At 34.5% G+C, this 12,646-nt stretch carries 9 protein-coding genes; 6 read left to right on the plus strand and 3 right to left on the minus strand.

What is annotated here, in order from left to right; all coding sequences use genetic code 11:
• Window positions 1-45: 45 nt before the first annotated feature.
• From TYM08_RS07350 to TYM08_RS07375, 6 genes are all read left to right on the plus strand, one after another.
• Window positions 46-1,032, plus strand: coding sequence for an inorganic triphosphatase (locus tag TYM08_RS07350; RefSeq protein ID WP_422382323.1), 987 nt, complete (start codon window positions 46-48; stop codon window positions 1,030-1,032).
• The gene (locus TYM08_RS07355) at window positions 1,025-2,803 is read left to right on the plus strand and encodes a GspE/PulE family protein (protein ID WP_422382324.1); all 1,779 of its coding nucleotides are present in this window, start codon (window positions 1,025-1,027) and stop codon (window positions 2,801-2,803) included. The genes TYM08_RS07350 and TYM08_RS07355 overlap by 8 nt, the downstream gene beginning before the upstream one ends.
• Window positions 2,804-2,871: 68 nt before the next feature.
• Window positions 2,872-3,789, plus strand: a complete 918-nt coding sequence (locus TYM08_RS07360) for an SPFH domain-containing protein (protein ID WP_422382325.1) — start codon at window positions 2,872-2,874, stop codon at window positions 3,787-3,789.
• Window positions 3,790-3,798: 9 nt separating this feature from the next.
• Window positions 3,799-4,236, plus strand: a complete 438-nt coding sequence (locus TYM08_RS07365) for an NfeD family protein (RefSeq protein WP_422382326.1) — start codon at window positions 3,799-3,801, stop codon at window positions 4,234-4,236.
• Window positions 4,237-4,324: 88 nt separating this feature from the next.
• On the plus strand, window positions 4,325-7,183 hold the full coding sequence (gene glnE, locus TYM08_RS07370) for a bifunctional [glutamate--ammonia ligase]-adenylyl-L-tyrosine phosphorylase/[glutamate--ammonia-ligase] adenylyltransferase (RefSeq protein WP_422382327.1): 2,859 nt from the start codon (window positions 4,325-4,327) through the stop codon (window positions 7,181-7,183).
• Window positions 7,184-7,220: 37 nt separating this feature from the next.
• Window positions 7,221-8,153 carry a branched-chain amino acid transaminase gene (locus TYM08_RS07375; protein WP_422382328.1) on the plus strand — a complete coding sequence of 311 codons (933 nt, stop codon included), beginning with the start codon at window positions 7,221-7,223 and terminating at the stop codon, window positions 8,151-8,153.
• A 74-nt stretch (window positions 8,154-8,227) separates the two neighbouring features.
• On the opposite strand, the gene TYM08_RS07380 is transcribed toward TYM08_RS07375, so the two are convergent.
• The 3 genes from TYM08_RS07380 to TYM08_RS07390 all read right to left on the minus strand — a co-directional run bounded on the left by TYM08_RS07380 (window position 8,228) and on the right by TYM08_RS07390 (window position 12,448).
• Window positions 8,228-9,148 carry a sensor domain-containing diguanylate cyclase gene (locus tag TYM08_RS07380; protein WP_422382329.1) on the minus strand — a complete coding sequence of 307 codons (921 nt, stop codon included), beginning with the start codon at window positions 9,146-9,148 and terminating at the stop codon, window positions 8,228-8,230.
• A 180-nt stretch (window positions 9,149-9,328) separates the two neighbouring features.
• Window positions 9,329-10,345, minus strand: coding sequence for a methyltransferase (locus tag TYM08_RS07385; protein ID WP_422382330.1), 1,017 nt, complete (start codon window positions 10,343-10,345; stop codon window positions 9,329-9,331).
• A gap of 75 nt (window positions 10,346-10,420) precedes the next feature.
• Window positions 10,421-12,448, minus strand: a complete 2,028-nt coding sequence (locus TYM08_RS07390; RefSeq protein WP_422382331.1) for a methyltransferase domain-containing protein — start codon at window positions 12,446-12,448, stop codon at window positions 10,421-10,423.
• Between the last annotated feature and the right edge of the window lie 198 nt (window positions 12,449-12,646).

A 12,646-nucleotide genomic window follows, 5' to 3' on the forward strand; every position in this document is an offset into this window, starting at 1 on the left:
TAAATAGATTTTTAGAGTAAATTGATTGTGCTAAAAGAAATAGAGTTGAAATTACAAATCCATCCAAAAGATGTAAAACAATTATTAGAATTAGATTGTTTAAAATCTAATCAAAAAGATACGTTTGTCCTAAAAAATACCTATTTTGATACTGTAGAAACGATATTAGCCAATCATAAGATTGCCCTTAGAATTAGGCAAAAAGGCAGTCGATATATTCAGACACTCAAAACACAGGGTGAAAATCATGGGGGATTACATATAAGAAGTGAATATGAAAATGATTTGAGGGGGTATGAATTAGAGTTGGGGCTAATTGAAGCCCCATTAAATCAATTGTTAACCGATCATACTCTTTCTGATTTAGAGTTATTGCCCATTTTTTCAACCGATTTTACACGCCATGAAATTCAATTAAACGCAATGGAGTTTGTGCTTGATCAAGGTTGTGTGACTTATAAAAATTTAAAGGATCAGATTTGTGAGGTGGAATTAGAGCTTAAAGTAGATGCATCAATCGATTTTTCACAGAAACATCATATTCAATTAATATTTCAATTGGCGCAAAAAATCGCACAAAACATTAGTGTCATGCCAAGTGATACCTCTAAGGCATTAAGGGGTGAGCGTTTAAAATTATTAGAACAAGGGAAAAAGTACCAAGTAAATTTTGAAAAAATTCCAGAAAAATCAACTATCCAACAAAAAGTTGCATGTTTTTTGCAGTTCATTCAATCCAATTGGGAGGCGTTTTACTTTTTAAAACAAACTGCCTATTTAGCAAGCGCAATTGATGCAATTGGCTCGCTTTTAGATTTGTTAAAGCAACAACAAAACACCTATTATGCACACATGAAAATTCCATTACAGGCAATTATTGATAAATGGCGAAAGCTTTTAATTGAATGCAAACCATCATTAAATGAGGTTCAATTAAATCAACTTATAGATTCAATATTTCAGGATAAAGAAATTGGACAGATTTGGTTATCTATGAGTATGTGGTGTCATTTAGGGGGAAATCATGAGTAAATTATTTGAAAATATAACCGGAAAACTCACATTTGCGCAAATTACCCATGCACTGGTTCAAGATCAATTATTAGACATAGAAAAACTTGAGCATGCTCGAAAATTAGTGGACGCTAACAAATTAGCTCATATAAAGCATCCTATTTCCCAGTTAGCAAAAATTAAAGTCGAAAACAAAAAAAATCCCCTTGAAGTATTAGATGAACAGTTTTTAATACAATGGTTGGCAAAAGAATCTGGATTAGAGTGTTTCACAATCGATCCATTAAAAATTGAAGTGTCCAAGTGTACTTCGGTTATGAGCTTTGAATATGCAACACGACACGTTTTATTGCCTGTAAAAGTAACTGACGAAGAAATAGTGATCGCGTGTGCAGATCCATTTGATGAAACCTGGCAAGATTCAATTCATCAAGTCAATCGTAAAGTTGTTACTAGTGTCATGGCGTCACCTGCAGATATTTTGCGATACAGCACTGAGTTTTATACATTAGCTACTTCAATGTACGGTGCAGCAAATAAAAATAAATCTTCTCAAGGGCAAAATTTTGAGCAGCTGTTAGAGCTTGGAAAATCGGGCAGCGCTGATGCAAACGATGAGCATGTGGTGAAAATTGTAGATTGGCTTTTAGAGTATGCATTTGAACAAAGAGCCAGTGACATTCATATTGAACCTCGAAGAGAGAATCATAATATTCGATTTAGAATTGATGGAGTATTACATGCGGTGTATCAAATGCCTGTTCAAGTTGGTATGGCAGTGACCAGTCGCTTAAAAATATTAGGCCGAATGAATGTAGCTGAAAAAAGAAAACCTCAAGATGGGCGAGTCAAAACAAAATTTAAACAAGGTTTAGAAGTAGAATTACGCTTGGCAACAATGCCAACTGCTTTTGGCGAAAAAATGGTCATGCGTATTTTTGACCCCGAAGTGTTAGTCAGAAGTTACGAACAGCTTGGTTTAAGTGATGAAGATTTAACGTTATGGAATAAAATGACAAGCCAATCAAATGGAATTGTTTTTGTCACAGGTCCAACTGGTTCAGGTAAAACCACCACTTTATATTCCACATTAAAACAACTGGCCACTGACGAAGTGAATGTTTGCACTTTGGAAGATCCTATAGAAATGATTGAACCTGCTTTTAATCAAATGCAAGTTCAACATAATATCGAACTTGATTTTGCAACTGGAATAAAAGCATTGTTGCGTCAAGACCCTGATATTATTATGTTAGGTGAAATACGTGATTTAGAAACCGCGCATATGGCAATTCAAGCGGCCCTTACTGGACATTTAGTGATTTCAACTTTACATACAAACGATGCGCCTTCAGCAATTACTCGATTGCAAGATTTAGGTGTCCCTGCGTATTTAATTCGCTCAACATTAATAGGTGTGATGGCGCAACGATTAGTGAGAACGTTGTGCTCTCATTGCAAACAAGAAATTCAAATTAATGAAGATCAATGGAAAGAAATGATTCGACCTTGGAAGGTGAGTGTCCCTAAGGTGATTTATGATGCTGTGGGGTGTATTCATTGTCGAAATACTGGATATAGTGGGCGTGCTGGATTATATGAAGTATTTTCACTCTCTGATCCATTGGCACATTTAATAACTGAAGAATCTAATATTCAATTGTTTACCGCTCAAGCGATGAAAGAAGGCATGAAAAGTTTACGATTAAGTGGTGCATTAAAAATTGCAAAAGGGGAAACAACAGTAGAAGAAGTATTGAGGGTGGCGCCAATTTCAACTCGGCTCTAAATTAATTTACGCGAACGTGTAAAACGAACATAATTAATTATTTTATTTTATTTACAGGGGATCAACCAATGGAAAATAATATCATGACAATCGCAGTCATAATTTTTGTAATTTTTATTTTATTTTTTGTCTTTAAAGGCATTAAATTTGTCCCGCAGGGATATCACTATACTATTGAACGTTTTGGTAAATATACTCGAACATTACAACCTGGATTAGGGTATTTAATTCCTGTAATCGATTCGGTAGGCCATAAAATAAATGTGATGGAGCAGGTATTAGATATCCCTCCTCAAGAAGTAATTTCTCGAGATAACGCAATGGTAACGATTGATGCAGTTTGTTTTTTTATTGCAACCGATGCTGCTAAAGCATCTTATGAAGTCAATCATTTAGAACATGCGATTCGTAATTTGACGATGACAAATATTCGAACTGTCTTAGGCTCGTTAGAGTTGGATGCCATGCTTTCTCAGCGTGACAATATTAATGATCGATTATTAAATATTGTGGATATGGCGACCAATCCGTGGGGTGTAAAAGTGACACGTATTGAAATAAAAGACATTACGCCACCTAAAGACTTGGTTGATGCAATGGCAAATCAAATGAAAGCTGAGCGTAATAAACGTGCGTCCATTTTAATGGCAGAAGGGGAAAGACAGTCACAAATTTTAGAAGCTGAAGGTTTTAAACAGGCGGTAATTTTAAAGGCTCAAGCGGATAAAGAATCCGTTGTGCTTGCTGCAGAAGCACGTGAGCGTCGAGCTGAAGCAGATGCGAAATCTACACAAATGGTTTCAAAAGCAATTGCAGAAGGGGATATTAATGCAATTAATTTCTTTATTGCCGAAAAATATACAGACGCATTAGCTCGAATTGGTGATGGACAAAATTCTAAAGTCATTATGATGCCCCTTGATGCATCGGGTTTAATGGGATCAATTGGTGGTATTCAAGAGTTGTTAAAAGGCGTTTCTAAATAGGAGTGACATATGTTTGAACTTGTTTATTGGCATTGGCTTGCTTTAGGCTCATTTTTGCTTGTCTTAGAATTAGCTGGAGCGGCGGGGTTTTTACTTTGGGCTGGCTTAGCTGCATTTGTTTCAATGGTCATTTCTTTTGTATTCCCTCAATTAGATTGGAAAATTCAAGGGGTAATTTATGGAGTGATTACTTTGGGTATCAGTTTTTTTTGGTATTACCGAATAAAGTCGCGTCCAACTATGACCGATCAGCCTAATTTAAATAATCGCTCACAAACATTAATTGGCCGTCAAAGTGAATTATTAAAGGATACGTTAGGACAAGAAGGAAAGATTAAAATTGATGATGCAAATTGGAATGTTATTGGAGTTCAAGGGGTAAAAGGCGATATGGTTAATATTGTAGGTGCTAAAGATAGTCAAACTTTGATTGTTGAAAAAGTATAAATTAAATAAATATTTGGATCTTCGATGATTTGTAAAAATGATTCGAAGATCCTTTTTTTTGGAAATGAGTTGTAGAAATGAGTTGTAAATGTTAACTGAATTTAAATCGTTAGAAATTTCCCACCTAAATATACCATCGGATTTTGAAATACAATTTGCAAAATCTTGTTTTTGTAGTGAGTTTTTTAAAAATAATCTGTTAGATTTTGATCAAAATGCATTAAATATTTTTTTAGAACGTATTGATTGCAATGAAATTGAAAAGACATTGCAAGTGGGCGTGTTGCAATTAATAGATTTTGTGAACACTTCAGAGGATGAATTTAAATCTGCATTAAGAATTTGGCGCAATCAAAATCAAATGTTGATTATTTTTATGGATTCCAATCAATTGTGGTCTTTGGAACAGGTATTAACTGCAACAAGTAAAATGGCAGATGTGGCAATTGAGCTGTCTCATAATTATGCACAATTTATTATCGAAAATCGATTCGGTAAACCTTCTTCAAAAACAAATGAAATAAAAAATTCATTGTCGGTGTTGGCAATGGGTAAATTGGGTGCGTTTGAATTAAATTTATCTTCGGATATAGATTTGATTTTTGTGTATCCATTTTCAGGTAATACGATTATTAATGGTTCAGATCAAAAAAGTATTTCAAATCAAGAGTTTTTTATAAAAGTAGCAAGGAAAATAATAGATTATTTACATCAAGTGACTCAAGAAGGGTTTGTATATCGTGTTGATATGAGATTGCGTCCTTGGGGGCAAGGTGGCGAATTAGTATTAAATCAAACGGCATTTTTTAAATATTATATTGAACATGGACGCGATTGGGAGCGTTTTGCTATGGTAAAAATGCGACCGGTTTGTGGAGATCCTCTGTTTAATGAATCGGTTATTGAATTTATTAATCAATTTGTTTATCGAGCTTATGTGGATTTTCAAGCCATTGAAGCATTAAGAGACTTGAAAAATCAAATTAATAAAGAATCCTTAAAGTTACCTAATTTAAACGTAAAGTTAGGTCGTGGCGGAATCAGAGAAATTGAATTTATTGTTCAATCATTTCAGTTGGTTCGTGGAGGAAATGTACATGCATTACAAACCCCAAATTTATTTGAAGTGTTGAATGTGTTAAATAACAATGCATTATTAGATGAGCAATCTCTAGCTGAAATAAAAGTTGCTTACATTTGGCTTAGAAAAATTGAACATGCTATACAAGCTTATCAAGATAAACAGGGCCAAGTATTACCAAATGATGCTGGTTTGCGAATTAAAATTGCAAAGTATATTGGTCTTGAGACTGAAGAAAATTTACTTGAAATACTAAGTGAACAGACGAAAATTGTGACCAAGCATTTTGAAAATTGTATCCAAAAGGAAAATAAACCCTATCCATTGGATAAAACGCTTGAACAACTGTTAGTACAGTCTATATCTAATAATATGAAGAGATCTGAATTGTCAAATTTAAGCGAGCAATTAAATGTTGTGCTTGCTGGATTTATTAATAGCCAAGCATTTGAAAAATTAACACCGCAAGTGCGAGATCGTGTTTTAATCACTTTAAATTACATTCTACAAGAAATAAAATCTCTGCCTGAAATGTCCCAAGAAACGACCTTTAATAATTTGATTTTAATTTTAGAATCCGTGTTACGCCGATCTAGTTATTTGACTTTGTTAAATGAACATCCATTTGCCATTTTTGAAATGGTTCGTTTGGTTTATCGTTCTAAATGGATAGCCCAGCAATTAATTGAAAAACCCTTTCTATTTGATGAGCTGATTGATCATGATCGTCTATATCATTTACCATCCGAACAAGAATTAAGTGCACAATTGCGTTTGATGATGTTACGGATTGAACAAGATGATCTAGAGCAGCAAATGGAATCGTTGAGACAATTTAAGCATGCACGTGTGTTTCGTGCCGGCGCATGTGAAGTGATGAAAACATTAGGGTTAGGCAACGTCAGTGATTATTTAACTCAGGTTGCAAATGTAGTCGTTAAATATTCTTTGCATTTGGCATTTGAGCAAATGATCGAACGGTTTGGCTTCCCTGAAAAAAATGAAAATGAAAATGAAAATGAACAGGATCACTCTTTTGTTAATTCTAATGAAGACTTATCGATAATTGCATACGGTAAAATGGGTGGGTTTGAATTAAATTATCATTCAGATTTGGATGTTGTATTTATTTATAATAGTTCGATTAATGGAAAAACTGATGGCGTAAAATCCATAGAAAATATTGTATTTTACACAAAGGTGGTTCAGCGTTTTATGCATATTTTAAACAGTAAAACCTACAACGGTCAGTTATATGAAGTAGATATGCGTTTAAGACCCTCTGGAAATTCTGGCTCTTTGGTTTGTTCTTTAGATGGATTTAAAAAATATCAATTAAATCAAGCTTGGACATGGGAGCATCAAGCTTTAGTTCGGACTCGAAGCGTAGCAGGTATGGATGATCATTGTTATGTACGTTTAAAAACCGAAATTTTGACTCAGGTTGATAAGCAAGATCTGCGTGATAATATTGTCAACATGCGCAATAAAATGATTGATCAACTAGGATCAAAGTCTAACCATTCTGATAAGTTCAATATTAAGCAAGATCGCGGTGGATTAGTTGATATTGAGTTTATGGTTCAATATTGGGTGTTAAAGCATTGCGAAGCCATACCACAATTATGTCTATTTAGTGATAATTTGAATATTTTAGACTGTCTTGCCATTAATAATGTGATCTCTAAAGAAGATTCTACAGCGTTGGTGCAAGCATATATGACGCTGCGTTCATTATTGCATGCTCAAATTTTGCAAGATCATAAATCCCAAGTAATCGATATTCAAAGGGATGAAAAAATTACCAATACAATTAAAAATGTTGAGGCATTTTGGCATAAATTTATGGTATCCTGCGCGCCTTAATTTTACATACATAATCACAGAGTTTTAGGGGAATCTTATGGCAGCGCCAAACATGGCAGATCGTGAAGGTCTAATTTGGTTAGACGGAAAATTTGTAGATTGGAAGGATGCGAAAGTCCACGTTTTGACTCATACATTACATTATGGAATGGGTGTTTTTGAAGGGGTGCGTGCCTATGAAACTGCCGATGGTCCTGCTATTTTCCGTTTGCAAGATCACACCGATCGTTTATTTCGTTCTGCGCATATTTTACAAATGGATATGCCGTATACAAAAGAAGAAGTAAACCAAGCGCACATTGATGCGATTAAATCGAATAACTTAAATCATGCGTATATTCGTCCGATGGCGTTTTATGGATCGGAAGGAATGGGATTGCGTGCGGATTCTTTGAATGTCCACTTGATGGTTGCTGCATGGGAATGGCCGGCTTACATGGGCGAAGAGGCTCGTGAAATTGGCATTAAAGTAAGAACCTCATCTTACACTCGTCATCATGTAAATATTAGTATGACTAAAGCCAAAGCAAACGGTAACTACATGAACTCTATGCTTGCGTTACGTGAAGCATTAGCATCTGGTTGTGAAGAGGCATTATTGTTAGACCCAGAAGGGTTTGTTGCTGAAGGCTCTGGCGAGAATATCTTTATTGTACGAAATGGTGTGATTTATACCCCTGAATTAACGAGCTGTTTAGATGGTATTACGCGTAATACGATTATGCAGTTTGCTGAAGAGTTAGGTTACAAAATGGTAGAAAAACGCATTACACGTGATGAAATATACGTGTGTGATGAAGCGTTCTTTACCGGAACCGCAGCAGAAGTCTTGCCGATTTGTGAATTAGATGGTCGTAAATTAGGTGAGGGTCGTCGCGGCCCTGTGACAACTATTATGCAGGAAAAATACTTTAAAACTGTATTGGGTCAAGACCCTGCAAAATCTGATTGGCTAACGTTGTGTAAGTAGTTAATTAGGATCAAAAAAAAGAGGCGAAAGCCTCTTTTTTTATGTTTGTGAAATTTTTTCGCGACTATTTGTAACTATTTACACCATACGACTTGGTTTCTGCCATTATTTTTTGCTTTATATAAAGCATTATCAGATTTTAGTGTGAATTTACTTGCATTTAATTCGCTATTTGACGTCATGCCTCCAATTGAAATCGTCACTTTTAAATCTGGAGATATTTGTTTAAAAGTGAGCTTTGCTAGTGATTGTCTGATTCGTTCGGCAATCATTTGGCCTTCATGCATATTGGTGTTTGGTAAAATGATTGCAAATTCTTCGCCACCCATTCTAGCTGCCAAATCATAAGGGCGGATTAATTTTTTAATTAATTTTGCAAATGTAACGAGCACTTCATCACCGCCTTTATGGCCATATTGATCGTTTATCTGTTTAAAGTGATCCAAATCTAACATGATGACACTGATGAATTTATCCGTACGTTGGTAACGGTTAATTTCATCTTTTAATCTCATAAAGAAAAAGCGGCGATTATATAAATTAGTTAACGGGTCCGTCGTGGCTAGTAATGTTAATTTTTCAGTTGTATTTTTTAATTCAATTTCAAGTTGTTTGCTGCGAGTGTTTTCGATGCCATGAAATACAATATAACCCTGTTCATTGGTCGTTTCATTGCATAAATACCAGCGATCTTTGAGGGTATTGATTTCAAACGTTCGTTGTATTTCGGAGCGTCTTAGTTTATTTGCTTTGTGTAACCAATTCTCAATATTATCTGTATCGTATTTTAAGCCAGTTTCATTAATATAAGAATGTTTGACGCAATCCTGCCAAAGTTTACCGTTGACTTCATTTACGCTTAAGTCATATAAACCAGCAAATGTTTTATTGCTAAATAAAATGGCGTCATTAGGGCCAAACACTGCTATGGCATCATTTGTATTTAAAATATTATCAAGCAGCATAGCTTGAATAATTGAAGGTATATTTTCCATGTATCAACTAAAAGGTTATGTAATTTGGGATATATCCATTATTGGGCATCACACAGCTAAGTTAGCTTGAAGAAGGAAAATGTATATGGATAAAGTATTTTTGAGGAAGTTTAAACAAAAACCTTACGCAATGTAAGGTTTTTAACTGAAAATGATAATTTGAGGAACAAATCTTTGATATTACTTGGTGGCTTTGATTATTTTAAACCCTTTTTGGCTGTAAAGGATTTCTATTTCATTGAACGATTCTTTTACAGTACTTTCGTAATCCAAAAAGTCATTCACAACCATAAGTAATTTTCCATTTGGTTTTAAGTGATGAATGCTTTGTTGGATGAATGTTTCTGTAATGGAATAATTTGTGCGTTTATTTTCATGAAAAGGTGGATTGGAAATTATCCAATCATATTGATCAATAACGTGTTTAGGAAGTCCATTTGATGTGATGTATTTAATACTGGTTTTGTTTTGAGCGTTAGCATTATTCGCACAATAGATTGATAAATAATCCGTATCTAATCCTGTGATAGATGCGCTGTACTGAGTACAAAATTGAGCAATCACTCCACACCCACAGGCAAAATCTAGAATATCGCCTTTTATGTTTTGTGGATTTTGTTTCAGAAAGGATATTAATACCTGGGTGCCTTTATCTAAATGACCATGACTAAAAACGCTCGGTAAAGTAGAGAGTTTTTTTCCCTCAGATTCAAAGGATTTAAGATGAGCAGTTAGGTTAAATGGTTTGTCAACTTTAGAAGCTGGGTATAGTTCAAATATTCTGCAACGCCTTGCGGTGTCCACTAAATTACTTTCAAAATTATAGATTTTAGCCAGTTTATCAAAACTCTTGGCGCCTAAATCATTTTCGCCGACGACCCACAGATTGGTGTGTTCTAAATTTTGTTGGCTAAGCCAATGTAATAAAATTTCCGTCAGTTTTTTTGCTTTTGGCAAAATTAATATCAATTCAGATTGATCTATTTTAGGATCATTTAAAAAATCAATAATAGACAGGTGCTGACACTGCGCATTAACTTGATCTTCCCTTAAACAAACATACGTAACCTGTTCAAAAAACGGGGTAATGGATTGGAAAATGTTTTCCGGATTGATGACAATTGCGTGATTGTGATCGAAAATATTGGTATTTTGTTCAACGAATCTTTGAATAACTGACTGAATAGGGGTGTTCAAAATAGGTGCTCTGTTTATAAAAAAACCTATGTTATCAATAGTTGTTTACCAAGCGTTAGTGTTTAACTGTATTTATTATTGTTTTTGCACATAAAATTGATACATGCTCTCAAAACAGTTATGTGTTTTCTCAAAACTTTCCCAGTTGTTCAAATTTACCATCATCGGATCATTAGGGTATTTTGTTAAATAAGCTTGTTTTACATCATCAGCCACACGAACAAACCCTAAAAATCTCACGTCATTGAGCTCGCATAATTGTTTTATTTGCTTGGGAGTGGAGGTGATTTCACTTACATGAAAAAGCAAATCTCGACATCCACTTAAACTATAAAAGTCCGGTGATTTAAATAATTGTTCAAAAGCTACTTTACTGGATTGTATTAATGCAAATCGAAGTAAACGAATGCCATTTTGATCAGATTGAATTTGCTTGATTTCAATTAAATTACGCATTTTATCAATGATTTTTCTAGCTTGTTTTGAATACAAACCTACTTTCATTAATCCGCCAGGAAGCAGCTGATCCTTTAAAATCTTAAATCCAGTTTGGATATCTTGCATGTGATGTAGCACACCCGAACATTCGATGACATGGTATTGTTCAGTTTTAGGCAGTTGTAAAATATCCATTTGTTGGAAGTGAATGTTTTGGATATTTAATTTGTCTGACATTTGTTTTGCATATGCTAATGATCGACTCGACAAATCGATTGCATTGACCTGGGTATTTCTAAAATACTTAGCTACTTTTAAAGCATGTTGGCCGGTTCCACAGCCTGCGATTAACACTTTTAATTCACCTCGATTAAAATAATCAGGTGCTCGGAAGCCAAAAAATTCTTTCTCTAATGCTCTGCCGTAATTGGTTGCCGTGTTATACCCAAGCTGTAACCATCTTGGGTATGGGTGGTGTTCGTATTGTTGTTGTACTTTTATTGAGGTTTGATTGGTAAGTGGGTTATCTAAATGGAATTGCTCAGATAGTTCTATTTCTTGTTTCACATTCCATACCGCCCGGGTGATCAAAGGACGAATATTTGAAGCCCATTTGTTGATGGGATGATCCATAATTTTGTGCCAATTCTTTAAATTGGAAATTGGTTGGTACATTGCAAATAGCAGTAATGCGCTGGATATAGATTTGCAACTCCATTGTTGTTGTAAATCAGATTCAATCACAGCTTGAATATGATTAAGCATGATGTCTTCTTGGGCGTCAATATATAAAATTTGTTCATCATTGATGGCTTGTTGAGAAATTGCAGTAATTAATGGCATCCATTTAGTGTAGTTCTTTTGGCTTTCTAAGCATTTAAATAAAATTTGTTTACGCAAGCTTAAAATGAATTTTTCGATGTATTTATTGGTAAACAATAAATGGGTTAACCCATTTAATAACACTTTGTTATCTACTAAGTCATTGATGTCAATACAAGGTGGGTATTCTTGATCTAATTCGTATTGATGAATAAGCAAACTGCTGGTTAAACTGTGAAGTTTTTGAAAGTCTACTCCTGTAAATTCAAAGAATGCATTTAAATCATTATATAAACGTAAAGTGAATCGATCCGCTTGAATTTTAGAGCTGGCTTCAAATAATTTAGATTTAATATGACTGTCTTTTGGGTGGTTTTGCACCAATTCACGATAATTTAAAAAAGCTTGTTCTGGTAAATTTAAGGCTAAATAACAATACGCTAATGAAGATTGGGCTCTTGTGCTATCAGGAGCAATAGAGTGGGCTTTTTGAAAATATTCAATGGCGGTTTTTAGTTGTGCTTTTTGTAGAAAAATATGCCCGTAACTGTATAAAAAACCCGCATTTTTAGGCTCAAGTACAATGGATTTTTCAATATACATTTGAGCTTTATCTATAAAACCATCATCTAATGCGACACGGCCAATTAAATTATAACTGACTGCTTTGTATTGATTGGTTTGACCAAGATCCATGGCTAATTTTACGATGCGCTTGCGTAACTCACTTACATGTTCACTTGATAGTGAAAGGCTCAATGACTGTTTGTACATCTGTTGTAACTTATTAACCAGCGCTTCATTGTGTGCGTTGTTTTGTGAATATTTCGTAAGTTGCGTCATTGTCATTGCCCTTGATTCGGAAGTGAATTGCCGAATTAATTTTTAATGTAAGTATTTGGGAAGTTTGCAACGAATATGCCAGTTAATTTGTAATAATTTATTAAAGGTTTTTGGGGGAAGGCCGAGAAAGAGGAAAGAACAACTTGAGAAGTATCAATTTGCAAAGAGTTAAAGCAAAAAGTTTTACTGTTGCATTAT

This window comes from Marinicellulosiphila megalodicopiae (assembly GCF_045862395.1).
Lineage (GTDB): Bacteria > Pseudomonadota > Gammaproteobacteria > Pseudomonadales > Natronospirillaceae > Marinicellulosiphila > Marinicellulosiphila megalodicopiae.

Coding starts and splice junctions, on each gene's coding strand:
- TYM08_RS07355 (WP_422382324.1), top strand. CDS start 1,025: ATGAGTAAATTATTTGAAAATATAACCGGAAAACTCACATTTGCGCAA.
- TYM08_RS07360 (WP_422382325.1), top strand. CDS start 2,872: ATGGAAAATAATATCATGACAATCGCAGTCATAATTTTTGTAATTTTT.
- TYM08_RS07365 (WP_422382326.1), top strand. CDS start 3,799: ATGTTTGAACTTGTTTATTGGCATTGGCTTGCTTTAGGCTCATTTTTG.
- glnE (WP_422382327.1), top strand. CDS start 4,325: ATGTTAACTGAATTTAAATCGTTAGAAATTTCCCACCTAAATATACCA.
- TYM08_RS07375 (WP_422382328.1), top strand. CDS start 7,221: ATGGCAGCGCCAAACATGGCAGATCGTGAAGGTCTAATTTGGTTAGAC.
- TYM08_RS07380 (WP_422382329.1), bottom strand. CDS start 9,148: ATGGAAAATATACCTTCAATTATTCAAGCTATGCTGCTTGATAATATT.
- TYM08_RS07390 (WP_422382331.1), bottom strand. CDS start 12,448: ATGACGCAACTTACGAAATATTCACAAAACAACGCACACAATGAAGCG.